The organism is Enterococcus sp. OL5 (assembly GCF_006491895.1).
In the GTDB taxonomy this organism is placed as follows: domain Bacteria; phylum Bacillota; class Bacilli; order Lactobacillales; family Enterococcaceae; genus Enterococcus_D; species Enterococcus_D innesii.
The window spans coordinates 20918-39830 of the sequence record NZ_VHIL01000007.1 but is presented as its reverse complement, the minus strand read 5'-3'; the positions used below and the strand labels follow the sequence as shown (position 1 = coordinate 39830).

Annotated in this window: 14 protein-coding genes and 1 other annotated feature; of the genes, 2 read left to right on the top strand and 12 right to left on the bottom strand. The window is 45.6% G+C overall.

The window, feature by feature from the left end:
• Window positions 1–12 precede the first annotated feature (12 nt).
• Window positions 13–618, bottom strand: coding sequence for a short chain dehydrogenase (locus FJU10_RS09700; RefSeq protein WP_077452848.1), 606 nt, complete (start codon window positions 616–618; stop codon window positions 13–15).
• 201 nt (window positions 619–819) lie between these two features.
• Window positions 820–1051, top strand: a binding site (T-box leader).
• Between the two features lie 48 nt (window positions 1052–1099).
• On the opposite strand from FJU10_RS09700, the gene FJU10_RS09695 reads away from it, so the two are divergent.
• Together FJU10_RS09695 and FJU10_RS09690 are read left to right on the top strand one after the other, a co-directional pair.
• Entirely contained in the window at window positions 1100–1939 is an 840-nt protein-coding gene (locus FJU10_RS09695) for a MetQ/NlpA family ABC transporter substrate-binding protein (protein ID WP_140965783.1), read from the top strand.
• A 138-nt stretch (window positions 1940–2077) separates the two neighbouring features.
• Window positions 2078–2989: a LysR family transcriptional regulator gene (locus tag FJU10_RS09690; RefSeq protein WP_140965782.1), complete on the top strand. Its 912-nt coding sequence runs from the start codon at window positions 2078–2080 to the stop codon at window positions 2987–2989.
• Between the two features lie 137 nt (window positions 2990–3126).
• Here FJU10_RS09690 and FJU10_RS09685 read toward each other — a convergent pair whose 3' ends face one another.
• From FJU10_RS09685 to fdrA, 11 genes are all read right to left on the bottom strand, one after another.
• Complete coding sequence (locus FJU10_RS09685; RefSeq protein WP_140965781.1) at window positions 3127–4875, bottom strand: ABC transporter ATP-binding protein; 1749 nt, start codon at window positions 4873–4875, stop codon at window positions 3127–3129.
• Window positions 4859–6613, bottom strand: a complete 1755-nt coding sequence (locus FJU10_RS09680) for an ABC transporter ATP-binding protein (RefSeq protein ID WP_077452853.1) — start codon at window positions 6611–6613, stop codon at window positions 4859–4861. The genes FJU10_RS09685 and FJU10_RS09680 overlap by 17 nt, the downstream gene beginning before the upstream one ends.
• Window positions 6614–7076: 463 nt before the next feature.
• A complete protein-coding gene (locus FJU10_RS09675) occupies window positions 7077–8720 on the bottom strand; it encodes a peptide ABC transporter substrate-binding protein (protein WP_140965780.1) in 1644 nt (547 codons plus the stop codon).
• 28 nt (window positions 8721–8748) lie between these two features.
• Window positions 8749–9459, bottom strand: coding sequence for a gamma-glutamyl-gamma-aminobutyrate hydrolase family protein (locus tag FJU10_RS09670; protein WP_140965779.1), 711 nt, complete (start codon window positions 9457–9459; stop codon window positions 8749–8751).
• A 294-nt stretch (window positions 9460–9753) separates the two neighbouring features.
• Window positions 9754–10236 carry a single-stranded DNA-binding protein gene (locus FJU10_RS09660; RefSeq protein ID WP_077452856.1) on the bottom strand — a complete coding sequence of 161 codons (483 nt, stop codon included), beginning with the start codon at window positions 10234–10236 and terminating at the stop codon, window positions 9754–9756.
• Window positions 10237–10464: 228 nt separating this feature from the next.
• Window positions 10465–11526: an ureidoglycolate dehydrogenase gene (gene allD, locus FJU10_RS09655; RefSeq protein WP_140965778.1), complete on the bottom strand. Its 1062-nt coding sequence runs from the start codon at window positions 11524–11526 to the stop codon at window positions 10465–10467.
• 49 nt (window positions 11527–11575) lie between these two features.
• A complete protein-coding gene (locus tag FJU10_RS09650; RefSeq protein WP_140965777.1) occupies window positions 11576–12793 on the bottom strand; it encodes a dicarboxylate/amino acid:cation symporter in 1218 nt (405 codons plus the stop codon).
• Between the two features lie 13 nt (window positions 12794–12806).
• Window positions 12807–13739, bottom strand: a complete 933-nt coding sequence (gene arcC, locus FJU10_RS09645) for a carbamate kinase (RefSeq protein ID WP_077452859.1) — start codon at window positions 13737–13739, stop codon at window positions 12807–12809.
• Window positions 13736–14986: an MFS transporter gene (locus FJU10_RS09640; protein WP_140965776.1), complete on the bottom strand. Its 1251-nt coding sequence runs from the start codon at window positions 14984–14986 to the stop codon at window positions 13736–13738. The genes arcC and FJU10_RS09640 overlap by 4 nt, the downstream gene beginning before the upstream one ends.
• A 15-nt stretch (window positions 14987–15001) precedes the next feature.
• Entirely contained in the window at window positions 15002–15823 is an 822-nt protein-coding gene (locus tag FJU10_RS09635) for a DUF2877 domain-containing protein (RefSeq protein WP_140965775.1), read from the bottom strand.
• Entirely contained in the window at window positions 15813–18821 is a 3009-nt protein-coding gene (gene fdrA, locus FJU10_RS09630; RefSeq protein ID WP_140965774.1) for a DUF1116 domain-containing protein, read from the bottom strand. The genes FJU10_RS09635 and fdrA overlap by 11 nt, the downstream gene beginning before the upstream one ends.
• Window positions 18822–18913: the final 92 nt, after the last annotated feature.

Sequence of the window (18913 nt, the reverse complement as noted above, 5' to 3'; positions counted from 1 at the left end):
CTTCTGCTTTTCTTAATAAACGGTGAAGGTTTTGCCAGTCATGATCCCAAAAACTGCTTTTTGATACGCTGCAAAAACGGGTGCGTCACCAACGGGAATAAAGCCTTTGAAAGAATCGGCGAAGGTTTCCCAAGAACCCACAAGCGCATTGGGACTGACTGCATTGATTCGTAACCCATGACCGATCTCAAAAGCTGCCGATGCCACGAAGGCTTCTAAACCGCCATTGACCAGTGCTGAAGGCGTGCCCATTGGGATAAATTCGTCTTTGATAATTCCAGAAGTCAGTGTGATACTACCGCCTTCATTGAGAAAATGCTGGCCAATCAACGCAAGGTTGACTTGTCCTTGTAGCTTCGAAGCCACCGACTGTTGAATATCAGCTGGCGTCAATTCCTCAAAGGGTTTAAACACTGTGCTTCCCGCAGCGGAAACAATAGCATCCACTTTCCCAGTAGCTGCAAATAGCTGGCTGACACTGTCTGCATCCGCAATTTCGACCTGATGATCGCCATTGCTACGGCTAGCCGTGATCAGCTCCACCTCTGGTACCTGCTGAAAGCCTTCAGCTAAAAGCTGCCCAAGTGTGCCGGTATGTCCAATCAAAAGTAATTTCATTTGCTCGCCTCTTTTTTTGTTTTGTGTTTCGATTCTAACCCAACCAAGCGATTTCGACCATTCATCTGCTTTTCCTGCTTTTTAGGTCTATTCTTGCCCTTGTCCATTTGTTCCCCTACTACCTGCGTAGTGATTGGAATCACCTATCACGAAAGCAATTGACAACTTTCTCATCTTGTTCTAAGATACTACTAATTTCATACACATGCAGTGAGAAGAAGAGTACGATCCCCCCTTTCTTTCAAGAGAACTCGGAACTGGTGGAAACGAGTAAGGAAGACGATCCGAAGATGACCTTTGAGCATTCGTGGACGAACAATCCCCGACGGAGAAAGCCCGATAGCGCAATGCAGTTTATTTGATGAACTGACTGAGGTTTTTTGTTTCAGCAAAAAACAAACGAAGGTGGTACCGCGAAATGATCGTCCTTCCCAAAGACTATTCTTTGGGAAGGCTTTTTTATAAAAAAGGAGGAAAAGTTATGAAACGAAAGATTCGATTGGGTGTGGGCATTGGTTTATTGTCCTTAGTTTTATTTGCCGGTTGTGGCAATCAAGAAGAAGTAACGGGAAATGCCGAGGAACAGCAAACAGAAATCAGATTGGGGACGACACCAGGGCCTTACAGCGAACTGTTTCTCAAAGGAATCAAACCGATTTTAGAAGAAGCTGGCTATACTGTGACGGATATTGGCTTTACTGGGGTCTTGGAAGCGGACATTGCATTGAACGATGGCGAGATCGACTTAAACGTCGATCAGCACACCGCCTATTTAGAAAACTTCAATGAAAACACGGATGCCGATTTAGTGGGTATCACACCGATTCCTACCGTTCCAGCCGGCTTGTATCCTGGCAGAAAGGACAGTTTAACAGCGATTGAAGCAAACGATACCATCGGGATCCCCAATGATCCGTCAAATAGTACCCGTGCCCTGTTGCTGCTACAAAAAGCCGGCTGGATCGAGCTTGACTCCGAAGTGGCGCCCATTGACGCGACTTTGAGAAACATTACTAACAATCCTTATGACCTGGACATCGTCGAGATGGATTCTGCCCAAATCCCCCGCAGCTTAGCAGATTTAGACTATGCGGTGATTCCCGGCAGCATCGTTTATAGTGCTGGAATCGCTGCAGAGGAAAGCCTATTAAGTGAAGACATTTTGCAAGAATATGAACTGGTGGCAACGGTAAAAGAAGCCAATAAAGATAGTGATTGGGCACAGGCAGTGGTGGCAGCTTATCATTCTGAAGCCTTTAAAGAACTGCTGGCAGAAGAGAATCAAACGGGTTATTGGTTTATTCCTGAGGAATTGCAATGACCGCTTGAAAAGTAGCAATAAGCAGCAACTGTCGTCTTATTTTTTAAAGAAGCTTCTATTATTATAGAAGGAAAAGAACTGACTACTATTGATTGGTGGACCCTTCCCTGTCGAAATCTTTGTAAAGGAGGTCAAAAATTGAATATTCAACAAATGCGGATCGTGCAAGCGATTGCTGACCATGGAAGTTTTCGTGAAGCAGCCAAACGGCTGTATCTTTCGCAGCCAAGTCTTTCCCAAGCCGTAAAAGAGTTGGAAACAGAATTGGAGGTCCAGCTTTTTGAGCGTACGAATCAAGGCGCCCGCTTAACTGCTGAAGGCTCGGAATTTCTAGACCATGCCCAGCCGATCTTGAGTCAAGTGGCGCAGCTGCAAACACGTTTTTCCAGCAAGCAAGCAGCGAATCAAACCTTCACTATCGCAAGCCAGCACTATGATTTCACGGCTGGAATTTTCAGTGAGCTGCTGCAGGAATTTCCCGACTGTCGCCAGTTTCGCCTTTTAGAAACCACGACCTTAAAGGTAATCACGGACGTGCAGCAATATCGAAGTGAATTTGGGATCCTTTATTTAAATGAGCAAAACCAAGCAGGGTTGGAACGACTATTGCAAGGCGCCCAATTGTCCTTCGAAGCGTTGGGACGGTTTCGTCCCCATGTCTTTTTGCGAGCGGCTCATCCCTTGACAGAAAAAAGGCAGCTTTCCTTAAGAGATCTCGCCCCTTATCCACAAGTACGCTTTTTGCAAGAAGATGAACGCTATTCGTTTTTTTCCGAAGATTTGATCGACTTTGCTCCAAGCCCTCAAGTGGTGCATGTCAGTGATCGAGGCACGATGGTCCAGCTATTACAGCAGACGGATCTTTATGGAACCGGCTCGGGGATCGTTGCCCAACCAGAACGCCAAGGCTTGGCTTTTCTTCCTTTGATCGACGCTTCCGAGGGTGAGATCATCCTCATTAAAAAGAACGCTCGCCCGTTATCAGTGATCGGCGAGCATTTCTTAGCAAAATTGCGACAACACCTTGCCGCTTTTCCTACTGATATATAAGCGAAGGCCTCCTCTTCCTACTCCCCATAGATGATTGGCTGCACCTTCGCATTATATTAAAAATCCTTGAGCCACTTCCCATGCAGGAGGCTCAAGGATTTTCTTTTACGGTTAACGTTGTCGGCAATCACCGCTGATTACAGCTGTTCTGCCTGCATTTGATACATTTGCTGATAGATTCCTTGCCCTTGGACAAGACTCGCATGGGTTCCCCTTTCCACGATCTTCCCTTGGTCTAGGACCAAGATTTGATCGGCTTGTTTGATCGTTGACAAACGGTGAGCGATCATGAAGGTCGTCCGTCCTTTTTGCAAGACGGTCATCGCCTTTTGAATGATGGACTCTGTTTCAGTGTCCACATGGCTCGTCGCTTCATCCAGAATCAAGATTTTTGGATCAAAGACCAGCGCACGGGCGAAACTGATCAGCTGGCGTTCTCCACTAGAAAACTCATTGCCTTTTTCAACGACTGGATGATGGATGCCTTTTTCATAACGGCTCAAAAGGTAGTCAGCGCCGACTTGTTTCAAGGCATCGATAATCATCGCTTCGGTGATCGTTGGATCGTTCATTCCGATGTTGCTGGCGATCGTTCCAGTAAATAGATAGGGATCTTGCATGACGATCGCCATTGAATCTCTTAAACTATGACGATCATAATCAGCGATCACTTGTCCATCCACAACGATTTTTCCCTGCTGTGGATCATAAAAACGGAACAACAGGTTCAAAATACTCGATTTTCCAGAACCAGTATGACCGACTAAAGCAATGGTCTCTCCTGCGGCAACGTCAAAGTTGATATCGTGCAAGATCGCTTGCTCAGGGTCGTAGCCAAAGGTCACCTGTTGGAAAGAAACATCGCCATTCGTAACAGTCAGCTGCTCACTTTGTTGTTTTTCAACCGGCTGATCAGCAAACTCAAAGACCCGCTGTCCAGCAGCTAATGATTGCTGCACGTTGGTGATGGTTTGGACAAGCCCCTCGATGGGATCATACAGGCGGTTGATGTAATCAATAAAGGCATACAGCAAACCTGCTGAGATCGCCAAGCGGCCATCAAGGAAAAAGGCGGCCAAGGTCGTGATCAAAATCAAAATCGTTGAATTTCGCAACAAATTGCCTAATCCCCAAGCGATACTTGAATCGAGTAAGAGGTATTTCCGTCCAGTTTTGAACCATTTCTCTACTGTCTCATTAAATTCTTTCTGCAACTGCTTTTCTCGTTGGAAGGTTTGGATGATCGCCATTCCTTGGACAAATTCATTTAACTGCCCACTGATTTGTGAGATATATTCCCGCATTGCTAAATTGTAACGAGAGGCATATTTGGTATAAAAATGCTGCCAGATGCCCAGAATCGGGATCAAAATCAGCATCGCTGCTCCTAAAGTGCGATTCAAAAGAAATAATGCAATAAACGCACCAATGATTTGGATAATGTTGCTTAACAAATTACTGATCACGATCACGTAGAAATTAGACCGCAAGACTTCGGTGTCATTCGTGATGCGTGCGACGACCTTGCCGGCTGGAATCTGGTCAAAGTAAGAAACCGGTAATTTGTGCATATGGTCAAAAAGCTGATCCCGCATTTTTTTGACAATACTGTTGGACATTTTTCGCAATTGTAGCAAGCTGATATAACGAAAGAGGGAACCAATCAAATTGACCAGCAAATACCCAGCGAGTAATTGGATCAAAAGCATCGTATTTAGGTTTCTGCTGTCAACCGCCGGTGTCATCACTCGGTCGATCAGCTGTTTGGCAATCAGTGGTGAAGTCAGTTCGAGCGCTGCTGCCAGCAACAGCAAGATCGCGCCCACGGTAAATTGTTTTTTATAATAGCTCAAATACGTGAGCAAGCGCTTAATCGTTGAGAACACTTGTATCGTCCTCCTTTAACTGTTGATGGTAATACTGTTCTTGGTACCAGCCTGGGGTTTCGATTAACTCCTGATGGGTACCACGCTGTGTGATCCTTCCGTCTTCTAAGACGATGATTTGATCCGCTTCGGTGATGGCGGACAATCGATGGGTCACGATAATGGAGGTCGGTGCCTGCTTCATCGTTTTCAAATTTGTGATGATGGCTTGTTCCGTTTTGGCATCAACTGCCGAAAGGGCATCATCCAGTAAGAGGACTTCACTGTTTCGTAAAAACGCCCGTGCTAAGGACAAGCGTTGTTTTTGTCCACCAGAAAGGGAAACGCCTTTCTCACCGACAATCGTTTCGAGCCCTTCTGGCATCCGCTTGATGTCTTCGCTAAAGCAAGCAGCTTCCAGGGCTTCCCACAATACTTCTTCGGAAGCGTCTGGCTGTCCGAATAACAAGTTCTCGCGAATCGTTCGTGAAAACAAGGTATGTTCTTGCGGTACTTCTGCAAAGTGGTTGCGCACTGCTGTTGTTTGATAGGCCGTCAAGGGCTGCTCATTGATCAAGGGTACTTGATCAGAGTATGGATAGCGGTGACCGAATTGTCTTAGCAGCGTCGTTTTTCCGCTGCCGGTCTTCCCAACGATCCCTAAGACTTCTCCACGAGTGATCGTCAAATCCAGTCCTTCTAACACATAGCGAGCTGCTTGTGGGTATTGGAAATGGTATGCTTCAAAACGGATCGTATTGATGGCTTGCAGGTCGGCTTCGCCTGGCGTTTCTAATTCATCCCCTGTCTGCAGCACTTCATTGATCCGACGCCAGGATGCAGCACCTTGCTGCATCACATTCACAAGATCCCCTGCTGAGATCATCGGCCAAACGACCATTGTCAAATACACTTGGAAAGAAACCATCGCACCAATGGTAATCGTTTGGTTAGCAACAAGAAACGCCCCGACACCAAAGCTCATCACAAAACTGATCGCTAAGATGATGGTAATCAGCGGCCCAAAACGGGAATCGATCTCAGAAACGATATTGTTTTTTGCTCGTGTTTCCAGTGTTTTCTTTTGAAACTGTTCCGTGGTGGCTCCTTCTAGTCCATAAGCTCGGACGACCCGAATGCCATCAATGATCTCCAACACTTCACTGTTCATCTCAGAAACAGAATTCTGCGCTTCCGTAAACGCCTTATCGACTTGCGAGCCCCATTTGAAAATGTAATAGGCTAAAAGCGGCATTGGAATCAAGGCAATCAAGGTCAATAACCAAGAAACCGTCCCAGCCATCATCGCTACGATAAAGCTTAGATACAAACTAGTATTTAAGAAAACCATCAGACCATACCCAACGGTCATCCCCATCACTTGGACATCGTCACTGGAACGAGTCATTAAATCACCTGTTCGGAAACGATGGTAAAACGGCGCCCCCATTTTGAGAAAGTGGCTCATCAATTGTTCCCGTAATTGTTTTTGCAAATCGTAGGAACCAATAAATAAATTAAACGTCCAAACAAATTCCGCCAAATATCCTAACAAGATAGCTCCCGCGAAGAGGCTCACATATTGGATCAGTACGGAGTAATCAAAATTATCTTGAATCAACGCATCGATGAACAAGCGCAGAATATAGATCGGTGCAACATACATCGCACTAGCGATCACCATAAAGACGAATACAAAAGTATAGCGCACCTTATGTTCTTTAAAATACGTTGTTAATTGTTTTAATACATACTTCATGTTTTATCCCTCACATTCTAAAAAAGTACACAAAAAAGCTCTGTCCCTTCGGAAAAAGGACAGAGCATAAACGTCGTTATTATAGACATTATCTGTACACTAATGGTTACCGAATGAGGGATTCACTTTATTCAATTTGGTTGTTTTTTTATCAAATACTTTTTGCATCGTAATCCCTCCTTCTCTTTTTATTTTGCTGACTACACCTAACACTTTACAGATAAGTTTCTGAGAATGCAACAACTTTTATTAATTTTCTTTAAAAAAGATTGACTTTTCTAAAAATGTGAATGTCAGAACAGTCCTTTTTAACAACCTTTTTTTGAAAACGAATTCCTGTTTTATCCCAAGAGTTGCAAGGATTTTGGCAAAAATAAAAAAACAGATGCCCCTCTTTTCAACAAGCGCTGTTTGATCAGCACAATTGGTTGAAAAAGAGTTCCTCTGTTTTCTTACTACCTGTTTATTCTGTGACAGATGCTAGGCGATAGGATACTGTTCGTCCAAAAGGAAACACTTGCACCCCTTGCAAGCGATCCGTTTTCAAATACGCCACCGCTCCTTGATATAACGGCAAAACGGCTGTATCTTCAACGATCAATTGCTTTTCGAGTTCTTTCAATAAGTCCCAACGGGCAGCTGGGTCGTTTGCTAAAGTCGTCCGTGCTTCTGCTAACCCTTGGTCGTAACTTTCACTAGCATACCCAGAGGTATTCAAGCCACCTGTCGAATCATAAAATTCTAAGAAGTTGATTGGATCCGCGTAATCTGGTGTCCAAGTCCCAAAAACGAGATCAAAATCACCTTGGGATTGCAAGTCCAAACGGTTTTGTAAAGGAATCGACTTGGCATCGATGGTTAATCCCGGCAAATTGGTTTCTAACTGCCCTTGGACAAACTCGATGGTTTTCTTGGCTGCTGCTGTATCTGCTGACAACAGTTCCAAAGTGATTTCCTCTTGTCCCAACTCTTCTTTGGCTTGTGCCCAAAGCGCTTGTGCGGCTGTTAAATCGTACGGCAGTAAATCGCCATTTTCTTCACGAAAATCTTGGTCTGTTTCAGGATCTTTGGCAAAGTTGCTTGGCACAAAGCCGTTCAATGCAGTGGACCCATCACCTAAGATATTTTCGGCAAATGCCTCTTTGTCGATGGCTTGTAAAATCGCCTGACGTACCTTGACATTGCCTGTGACTTCTCGTTTTTGGTTGGCACTTAAATACCCCACCAGCGCCTTTGGCACATAGTTGGCTTGAGCTGAGTTTTGGTATTGCTGCGCGTAAGTATCTGTCAAGGTGGTGTAGTCCAGTTCCCCTGTTTCAAAAAGGCTCACACCAGTTGCCGTTTCCTTTACTACTTGCACGTCGATCTTGGTCAATTGGACATTCTCAGCATCCCAATAATCAGGATTTTTCGTTAACGTCCATGATTCGTTGGTTCCATTCCACCCTTCGATCAAGAATGGGCCGTTGCCGACAAAATTTTCCGCTGACAACCCATAATCGGCGCCTTTTTCTTCAGCAAACGCTTGGTTTTTTGGCATAAAAGGTGTCCCGACCAAAATTTGATCCAGATACGAGATTGGACTTGTCAATGTTAGCTCTAACGTCTGCTGGTCCAATGCTTTTGCACCTAACTCACTCACCTCAGCGTCCCCTTGACGCACTTGACTGCCATTTTTCAACACATCCATTTGATTGCTACTGCTAGAACCGTTCTCTGGATTGGCAACATATTGAAAGGCGTAGACAAAATCATCCGCTGTAACAGGATCGCCATTGCTCCATTTTGCATCACGAATGGTGAAGGTATAAACCAGACCATCTTCTGATACCGTAGGCTCTTCAGCTGCCATCGCAAGCTCAGGATCCCCCTCTTGATCCAGACGGTATAACCCCTCTGCCACTTGTCCGATCATATCGGAACTATTGACATCCGTGTATTGCCCGCTATCAAGGGTCGATAAGGCACCAGCGGTTGACACTTGAATCTCTTGAGCCACGGCGCCTTGCTCCTCTTGCTGTCCAGAATCCGTTGTGGAACTCGTGGTACTGCAGGCACTTAAAACCAATAGTGTGAAAACAGCGATACCAAACATTTTCTTTTTCATTTTTCTCCTCCTTGCGTGACTCTCTTTCTTACAACACGTCAACGACATACTTGAAAACCGCTTGTTCTTGTAAAAGCGCATCATAGGCAAAGTCTGGATGCCATTGAACCGCCAGCAAACGCTGACCCACGTGTTCAATGCCTTCAATGATACCATCAGGACTCCAAGCTGTCTTTTGCAATGGACGAGCCAATCGATCCACCGCTTGATGATGAAAGGAATTGACCTTTGTTTTTTGACCATAGACACGAGCCAACATGCTTTTTTCAGCCGTCGCGATGGCATGAGTCGGCACTTCTTTCGGAATCGGTGCCTGCATATGAATGATCTCACTGAAGGTACTGATGTCTTGCTGCAGCGTGCCCCCGAATGCCACGTTGACCAGCTGCATTCCCCGACAAACCGCAAAGATCGGTTTCTTTTGCAGCAGCGCTTCATCGATCAGCGCTAGTTCAAACTCATCCCGTGCCAAAAAGCCACTTCCAGTTGCCTGATGGGCTTCCTGCCCATAAAACTTGGGTGAAACATCTTGTCCACCAGCTAATACCAGTTTATCGATCTGTGAAACATAGTCCTTGGCTGCAGCTGGCTCACTGATTGGCACGAGCAATGGCAGTCCGCCCACTTGCTGGATCGCTCGCACATACCCTAATGGTGTGTAGGCGATCGGCAAATGATGCAGCACATCGCCAGCATCTTGCACTTCATTCGCAGCGATCCCTATAATTGGTTTGCTCATCGACATCCCTCCCTGATTAACGATTTTTTCAGAAAAAAAGCGGCATCTAGCAGTTGCACAAGGCAAGCGCCGCTCTTTTTCTCAAGATATGTTTCAACTATTCTAAACCAATCCGCACTTTTTGTGAAACACTATTTTCACTTTCGCGATCATTTATTACAATCACCATTCTATTTAACCCCCTCTTTGATAAGCAATAAAGAACACCGCTAGTCAGATATAGTTGAATTTTACCAATGCTTTCTCTATGTAAAAAAACATGCGAGAAGCCGTTGCTTTCCGCATGTTTCGTCATTAAAATAATCGATTGTCTTTTAAAAACTCCAGCATCTGTGTTTTTAGGGGATCTTTTTCATTACGGATCAACTTTGTTTGCGTCGTTTCATCAAGTGTCGATGGCCGCTTTTTAGGAAAAGGCGCCGCTGGTTCTTCTGCCAACTCTAAGATTTGGAAGCTATCCACCACCACTTCTGCCGCACAAAGTCTCTGACCTTCTGGTGTTTCATAAGGACAGCCTTGCAAGTGTCCATTGATTTTGATACTTGCCCCTTTTTGAGTATACCGTAAAAAGGTCTCTGCCTGCTTTCCATGAATGACGCAAGCAAACCATTCATGGTGCACTTCTTCACTGTTTTGCCATTGAGACACAATGACAAGATCAAAACGTACGCCCTGATCGTCCGCCGCATCAAACGCTTCTTTACTAGGCATCTCTGCGATTTTCCCAGTAAGAACCACTTTATTCATTGCCACGTTGCATCCTCGCTTTTCTCTCATTTCTTGAGTGATCTTAACTTATGCGACCTATTCTACCACATTCCAAAAAACAAGCAATCAAAGGTCGAATGGCTTAAGAAATGCTTTGAACAAAATGAACCAACTCAAAGAATTCGTCTGATCCTGCCAATAATGTGCGATTTTCTGACTGAAAACTTTTCTTTGCCCCAGACAGCAAAAAAACAGTTGGTTCAATCCCCCTCTGAACCAACCGTCTTCTGCAGATCTTTATTTAGCAAAGGAATCTTGACTACCATAGCGATCAAAATGGAGGGTTTCGGTTTCGAGATAATCGATGATCGCTTTGGGGATCATGACCCCTTCTTGCTGGGCTTTTTCAAAGTGTATTTGGCTGATCTCTCCAGGATAGTAGACTTGTGATTGCCCTTCTACTGGCGGGATTGCATGCAGCTCAGTCACCATCTGATCGATGCTTTGCTTGAAAGTTTCGGTGTTGGTAAAACGAGATGGATCGATCACAAGCAGGAATTGTCCTAAGCGGCGTTTTTCCGTCAAGTCCGCATACATGGAGGTGACCTGTTTACCAAAAGCCAAGCCTAGCATTGAGCCAGCTAAAATATCCACCATCATCATCAAGCCATATCCTTTAGCACCAGCGATGGGCAATAATCCTTGGACTGCATAAGGATCGGTGGTAGGCAAGCCATGCTCGTCTACTGCCCAAGTATCGGGGATCTGCTGTTTCTTCGAGCGAGCGTCCAAAATTTTGCCCCACGCTTGAACCGTTGTCGCCATATCAAAAACCACCGGCGGATGATTGGCTCGTGGTGCAGCAAACGCGATTGGATTGGTGCCAAAATAGTTTTCGGTCCCACCAAAAGGCACCGCCATCGGATCCGATTGACACATGGCGATCGCCACTAAGTCGGCTTCAGCAGCCTGTTTGACGTAATACGCCATCGTCCCGCTATGGCTGGTCTGCTCGATTCCTACTGCAGCGATCCCGGCTTCTTTTGCCAGATGAATGGCGATCGCCATCGCTTCATTGCACACATAATGCCCCATACCGTTATCTCCGTGGAAAATTCCGGTAGCGGCGCCTGTTTTTTCAAAAGACATGTTTGGTTCCAGCGTGATGCCGCCTTTTACTAAACGCTCGGCATAGTAGTCCATCCGCACGGCACCATGAGAATGGATCCCGCACGCATCCGCAAAGGTCAAATGTGCCGCTGTTTCACTGGCAGCGGCTTCTGGCAAACCAGCAGCCAATAGTTTCTTTTTCATTAATGCTTCTAATTCCAGCAGAGAACGTCTGCTCATTTCTTCCATCTTTTCTCCTCCTTATGAAAAAGAGAAGCACGCTTGGCAACGGCTTCTCCTATTGATTAAATACGCGATGATCGAGTTCATCGGCTGACTTAGCGATCAGCAGCGCTGAATAGACGTCTGAGTTCACGTTCAAAATCGTCCGCAGCATGCCAACAAACCATTCGACACCAGCAAATAGCGCAATGCTTTCGATTGGTAAACCGAGCTGAGGAACAATGATTGCCAAGGAAACTAACCCCGCTCCGGGAACAATAGCATTGGCTAAAGAAACGAAAGTCGCAGTGACAGCTACCGTCACCATTTGGATCCCGTCAAAGTTGATTTGATACATTTGGGCGATCGTCATGACGGTAATCGCCATATGCATTGCTGACCCATTGCTGTTCAAAGACATGCCCAATGGCAATACCAAATTGGTGATGCGGCTACTGAGACCTAATTTGTTCTGGGATTCTTCCATAGCGATCGGCAGTGTGATGGCAGAGGAGGTTGTCGCCAAGGCCATGACCGACATATTTTTCATATTTTTGATCAATCGTAACGGATTGATCCGACAATACACGGTCAACAAGACTAGCCACAGCCCAAGGAACGTGACGGTGGCTAGACCGTAGACGAGCAAATAGCTGCCTAATGGCAAAATGATCTGCAAACCCAGGGAGCTGATCGTTGAAGCGATCAATGCAAAAATACCGATTGGTGCCACGATCATCACGTAACGAATGATGGCAATGACGACCTCATTCAGATCCACGATCAGCCCATAAAGAGCTGACTCAGGTTTCTTTTGCATAAAGCGATTGAGGGCAACACCAAAGAACAACCCAAAAACGATGATTTGAATAATTGACCCTTTACTCAACGCATCGAAAATATTCGTGGGAATAAAGTTGATCACTGTCTCTGATATAGAAATTTCTTGTGCTTGCAGAGGTTCACCGGCAGCTTGTGAAAAGTCGATCCCTTTGCCCGGAGCAAAGAAGACCGCCATCAGCACACCCCATGCAGCAGCGAATAAGGAGGAAATCCCAAAGACAGCGATCGTTTTTCCACCCAAACGTGTGAGTTCTTTCGGGGCAATGCCCCCAACTGCTTGAATGATTTGTCCAACGATCAATAACGGGATCGCCATTTGCATCAGACGCAAGAAAAGATCGCCCAAGATTTTTAGGAATGAAGCGGCTTGCCCAAAGAACAAACCGCAAAGAATCCCTAGAAGAACGGCAATAACGATCTGCGTCACCATCGGTAGTTTTTTTGCTTTCACTTTGATCCCCTCTTTATTTTCGAAGTATGGTTCCTGTATGCTGATCTAGTTCAGCTAACTTTTCGATTGAGGTAATAATCGCGGTTCTGGCTGCATCTTCTTCAACAAAATCAATCGCAGCTTCTATTTTTGGCAACATACTGCCCGCTGCAAAATGGCCTTCCTCGATGTAGCCCTTGGCTTGTGCCACACTGATTTCCCCTAAGGCTTGCTGATTCGGCTGGTTGTAATTGATGTAGATATTGTCGACACCGGTCAAAATAATCAGGCGATCGGCCTGCACATCTTTTGCTAAGACACTGGCGGTAAAGTCTTTGTCGTTGACGGCTTCCACGCCAGTAAACCCATTATCGTTGCGAACGACAGGTACGCCACCACCACCGGCGCAAATCGTGATCACACCAGCATCGACCAATGTTTTAATGGCTTCTTTTTCAACGATTTCTTGCGGTTTCGGGGATGGAACCACTTTGCGGAAACCACGCCCAGCATCTTCTTGATATACCCCGCCATTGGCTGCCATCGCAGCATTGGCTTCCTCTTCACTATAAAATGGTCCGACTGGTTTGGAAGGTTTCTCAAAGGATGGATCTGCTGGATCGACACGAACTTGGGTGACTAATGAGATCACTGAAGGATGTGCTTGACGTGTGGCAAACTCATTGATCAAGGCATTTTGCAGCCAATACCCGATACTTCCTTGAGTCATCGCCACGCAGCTGTCTAATTTCAATTGAGGATTTTTTTCACTTTCCCCGGCTTTTTGCTGCAGCAGTAAATTGCCGACTTGTGGTCCATTGCCGTGACAAACAATGACTTTTTCCCCTTTTTCGACAAAATCGGCAATATAACGTGCTGCTTGCGCAACAACTGCTTTTTGTCCTTCATCACTGGGGTCTTTATCTAAAATAGCATTACCGCCTAACGCGATCACATTCAAACTCATTTTATGCTCTCCTTCTGATTTTCCTTTGCTAATACGGCAAAAACACCTAATCCGATCAGCAGTAATAGACAAGACAGGTAAAACCCGACTTGCATCGATCCTAAAGAATCGGCTAAAAAGCCAGTAACATAAGGTGCTAAGATCGACCCCGACATCCCGATAAAGTTATAGGCACTTAAGGTCGTTCCTAAGGCGCCTTTTGGTGCGTTTTTCGTCACAAAGGTCACGACGATTGGATCAAGCGCCAGCTTGCCAGTCAATCCATACAAAATCAAAACAGTGATCAATAAGGTACGATCGGTTACAAAGGCAATGGCAAATACGGAAAGGGTCGCCAATGGGACCAATAAATAGACTAATTTTTTCGTCGCGCCAGTTTTATCATTCAATCGAGCAAAGATCAATGCACCTGGAATCGATGCCCATGGGACTAAGGAAGCAATAAAGCCGACACTCGCCCCTTCAAAGCCACGCTCGGCAATCAAGAATTGCGGCAACCAAGTAATGATCACAAAGTTTGCATAAATGCTGGTAAAGCAAAGAACAAAGGCTGCCACGAGATTGCGGTTTGAAAAAATCTGCTTCAAGGAAATCTTTTCTTTTGACCCTTCTTCTTTTATTTCTTGTCCTTCATCTTCTGGACGAATCACTTTTTCTTTCAAAACAAAATAGAACAATACACCGACGATCAAGGTCGGAATTGCCATTAGGAAGAAGGGTTGACTCCAATGGCCCCCATTATCCAAGACCAATTTACTAGAAAGCAAGTACCCGCCAGACGTTCCAAACGCCATCCCACTGTTGATAATGGCATTTCCGACGGTCCGTTTGTTGTCGGGAATCGCTTCGGTAGACAATGCGTATTGCGGACCGTAATAGGCACCTTGACCAATCCCTGCAATGGCACGAATCACTAAGAACAAAACAAAGCTTGTGGCTAGCCCACTGAAGTACGTAGTCACCGCCAATAAAACAAAGCCTAGAGCGATCACTAATTTGCGACCGATTTTGTCGCCGATGATACCAAAAGGAATTTGCGCAACGGCATAAGTCAAAAAGAAAATACTATTGGCAAGTCCTAGTTGTGTGTTGCTTAAATTGAATTCTTCTCCGATCACACCCATGATTGGATTGAAGATCGTCCGTGTGGCGTACATTAAAATCCAGCCGACAAAGAAAATAGCAACGACTTTTTTCCAGTAAGAATTGCTTACTTTGACCGCATCTTTCTGGTTACTGATTTCCATGATTTCTCCCCATTTCTATTCTTTTTCCTCAAGTGACAATGACTCCAACGCTAACAACAACCCAAAACTAAGATCTTTGCCTGACGAATGACCAACGGACATCAACTGCTGCACATCTTTTTCAATCACCTGTGGGTTTTGCTTTTTTAAGTCTTTAAATAATTGCAGCATCAGAGAATTGACATACCCTTGACTGGCACTTTGAATATAAGCAAGGCTGACATCCGTCGTAGACAGCGGTTTTGCCAATGCTTGCGCTAACGCGTCAGCTTCTGGCTGCTGCAAGGCATAGAGCATCGCTTGATAGGCAACGAGAAGATCATCGCCGCTAGGTGTCAATCCTTTGCCGCGACCAATCAGGTGGTCAATGATTGGTTCCCAATCTGAGACAGGCTGCCGCAATGCCGCAAACACTGCTTGGGTTTTCTCATCTTCTGGCAACCCAATCTTGGTTTCTAGTTCTTGCTGAAGCAGTATTTCTTTCAAAAGCTGCAATTCCGCAGAGGTGAAGGATAACTCCTTCACCTGCAGCGAAACCAATTCTTTCTCCTCTAATGAAAGAGAAAATGTTCCTTTTGTGCTGTAAAAGGTCAGACCATGCTCTCGGACTTGCACGCGATTGCCGACTTCGATCAAAGGCAAGACTTGTTCAAACAATGCATCGGGTAAAAAGACCCCGAAGCCAGTCAAATAGTTGCGATAGTTGTTGATATTGACCAGCTGCTGCCCGATCGTCACATTGAATGAACGATCAAACACGCTATGCACCCGACCGGTACGACCGAATCGTTGCAGTGGGTCTAGATAATCACTGATTTTGATTTTCTCAGTCAACATCGATCCCCAGATCCTTCGCATAAGCCGTCAAGGCATTTTCAAAACAGCCTAACGGTGCACGCACCGTGCCTGCGCCGACTTGACCGACACCTGCTTCTTTATGGGCGATCCCAGTATTGATGATTGGGGTGATGCCTGTTTCAACGACTTTGCGGATGTCGATCCCCAAACAAGTCCCTTGGAAGTCCCATGTTGGGATCGAGAAGGTCGGATTATGACCGAAACAGATTTTTGCCATTTCGTTGGAAGTTTCCAGCGCATCCTCAAAGCCCCCAGCGCCGACAAAGCGTGTTACCCCTGGTGCGGCTACCATCGCCATTGCTCCGACGCCGACGGTTTCAGTAATGGCACTGTCCCCAATATCAGGATTGCCATCTGCTTCGGTAAACCCAGTAAAGTACAAACCTTTCGGCGTATTAACTGGTGCAGTATGCCATTGGTCTTCTGTTTGGGCGACACGAACCCCAAAGTTAACACCGTTTCTCGTCATGGTGGTCACGATCGTTCCTTTGGCATCGACACGGGCACCGTCAACGATGGCTTTGCCAGTTGCCATCATGATATTCAAGAAGAACTGATCGGTATCTGCTAAGAACTTGATCACTTCATATTTTTGCTTTTCATCGATCTCTGTTTGGATGATCAACGGCGCGATTTCTTTCAAAAAGTTCAATGATGCTGCAATATTTCGTTGATGGAATTCATCCCCCATTGTGATCGACCGGGCAATCAATACATTCAAGTTGATGCCTTCTTCTGTTAATTGCAATGCCTTGGCAATGGTTGGTCCTAAAACGTCTTTGATCCAATCCAAACGATCGATGACTTCTTGTGAATAGGCACCAAATCGTAAGACTTTACCGATCCCTTCGTTCAAAATACAGTAGGCTTTGTTGCCGACAAGGCGGTTTTCAACCACAAAGACAGGCATATTCCCAGAAGTGATTCCCCCCATTGGTCCAACTGCCTGGACATGGTGACATGGCATAAAGCGGACTTCCCCACTTTCGAGTAAGCGGCGGGCTTCGTCTTCATCCTTCGCCCAGCGTTCAAACAAGGCAGCGCCGATACAAGACCCTTGCATCGGTCCCGTCATTTCCGACCATTGGATCGGCGGTCCTGCATGCAGCAAGGTTTTCTGGCTTTCGTTTAATTCAGCGATCACTGATTTAGCTGGAACGACATCGATCAAGAATGGTTGGGCATTTTTGATTTTATCCGTCACTGCTTGGTTTTCAGCTGTGATTTTTTCGTCAAATTCTTCTAACGCGTCTAAAATACGGATCATTTTCTTGTTGCCGTTGGCACGAGGACGCCAGTTAAATTGTTCTGTTTTCCCGCCATATTGCAGGATCGATTCATTGAAGCTTTGCAAGCCAACATTGATGATCCGTGGTTTGGTGGTCAACAGCTCCATCACTTTCTCGCTAACTGTCGGCACCTCAACTTTGCTACCAGTATAGTCATTGACCGCTTTGTCTGCTTCAGAAAGAGTCGCCCCTTTTAAGGCGAGGGCTAATTGCACTGCTTGAGCATTGCTTGGTGCCACATAGACGCCAGCTGCTTTCAAACGGTTGACTGCTTCTTGATAGTTTTGCGGATCTTTTTCAGTTCCGCAGACGGTAGCAACAAAGTACAGCGTGCGATCAGCTGCTTGGGCTGTTTGCTGTGCAGCTTCGATGGCTGGTAACAGTGCACCTACCATATCTGCATGTGCGCCGTAACCTAACACCACATCAAATAAAATGACCCCGGTTTGCTCATCTTGCGCATAGTCTTCGATTTTTTTGATGCGCACTTCAGGATCGATCATTGGGTGCGGTTTGCCTTGGGTATAGATATCATCACCAAGGTCGATCACATCATAGCCGTGGGAATGCAAGATATAGCCTTCTTGTTTTACAAGGCCTTCTAGATTCAAGGCTTCGGAGATCAGCATTCCTGCTTCGGCAGCTAATGTACCGCCAGAATAAAGACCTTTGACCACTTTATCTTCAGCGAGTTTGGGCACATCTGGGGTTTCCACGCGTTCAAAATAGTTCGCTTTGACGGGTTCTTCATTGGCAAGATCAACAGCAATGCGCGCTGTTTCTTCCAGCGTATGTGCCAAATAGACTTTTCCTTCATGGGCTTCTGGTTTTTCTCCTAAGAAAATCGCTACCACAGGTTTGCTGATACTTTGCAGCAATTGAACGACTTCATCCCGCACTTCTTTTGCAGGTGGTTTCGAGATCACGCAAATCACATCTGTCGGTTCATGATTTTCTAAAGCAACGATGGCATCTTTGACAGTGATCGCCCCAACTTTGTCGCTTAAGTCACGTCCGCCGGTCCCGATGGCATGAACGACACCACCGCCTAATCGGTCAATGATCGTCGTCACTTCTTGAATCCCCGTACCAGAGGCACCAACGACACCGATGTTTCCTGGTGCCACAACATTCGTGAAGGCAATCGGAATGCTAGAAATAATACCAGTCCCACAGTCAGGCCCCATCATCAATAAGCCTTTTTCATGAGCCAGCTTTTTCAAACGCACTTCATCTTCGATAGCGACATTGTCCGTAAAAGAGAAAACATGCAAGTCATTTTTTAGCGCTTTTTCCATCTCGGCTGCGCCATATTCCCCAGGAATACTAAATAATGCAACATTGGCATCTGGCATTGCGCTCAAGGCTTCTTGCCATGAAGCCGCCGCTGGCGTTTCTTTGCCTTGATCTTTTGCTGAAAGATCAGCTAAGAATGAATCGATCGCTGGCATTACTTGATCCATGATCTGTTCGTTTTGGCTATCGACCACGATCATCATATCGTTGGGTGAAGCACCTTCTGCCTCTTTAGAAAGCAATCCAGTGTTATTTAATATGTCTTTGTTTGCATCCGTCCCCATCATGATTTGACTCATTTCGACATCGCCTAGATCATTGATCGTATTCGTCAGCAGCATTAAGTTAATGGAATCTTGGTAGTTATTCTTTAAGATTACTGTGTGCAGCATTTGTTCTCCTCCTTTTCTTATACTCTCATTCTAACGAGCCTTGTTTGCGTTTTCATTGGATAAAGTTCTAAAAAAATGCTATACTTTTTATC

What these genes read in the sequence shown, in the direction of transcription:
- FJU10_RS09700 (WP_077452848.1), bottom strand. Translation starts at nt 618, where the DNA reads ATGAAATTACTTTTGATTGGACATACCGGCACACTTGGGCAGCTTTTA.
- FJU10_RS09695 (WP_140965783.1), top strand. Translation starts at nt 1,100, where the DNA reads ATGAAACGAAAGATTCGATTGGGTGTGGGCATTGGTTTATTGTCCTTA.
- FJU10_RS09680 (WP_077452853.1), bottom strand. Translation starts at nt 6,613, where the DNA reads ATGAAGTATGTATTAAAACAATTAACAACGTATTTTAAAGAACATAAG.
- FJU10_RS09675 (WP_140965780.1), bottom strand. Translation starts at nt 8,720, where the DNA reads ATGAAAAAGAAAATGTTTGGTATCGCTGTTTTCACACTATTGGTTTTA.
- FJU10_RS09670 (WP_140965779.1), bottom strand. Translation starts at nt 9,459, where the DNA reads ATGAGCAAACCAATTATAGGGATCGCTGCGAATGAAGTGCAAGATGCT.
- FJU10_RS09660 (WP_077452856.1), bottom strand. Translation starts at nt 10,236, where the DNA reads ATGAGAGAAAAGCGAGGATGCAACGTGGCAATGAATAAAGTGGTTCTT.
- allD (WP_140965778.1), bottom strand. Translation starts at nt 11,526, where the DNA reads ATGGAAGAAATGAGCAGACGTTCTCTGCTGGAATTAGAAGCATTAATG.
- arcC (WP_077452859.1), bottom strand. Translation starts at nt 13,739, where the DNA reads ATGAGTTTGAATGTGATCGCGTTAGGCGGTAATGCTATTTTAGATAAA.
- FJU10_RS09640 (WP_140965776.1), bottom strand. Translation starts at nt 14,986, where the DNA reads ATGGAAATCAGTAACCAGAAAGATGCGGTCAAAGTAAGCAATTCTTAC.
- FJU10_RS09635 (WP_140965775.1), bottom strand. Translation starts at nt 15,823, where the DNA reads ATGTTGACTGAGAAAATCAAAATCAGTGATTATCTAGACCCACTGCAA.
- fdrA (WP_140965774.1), bottom strand. Translation starts at nt 18,821, where the DNA reads ATGCTGCACACAGTAATCTTAAAGAATAACTACCAAGATTCCATTAAC.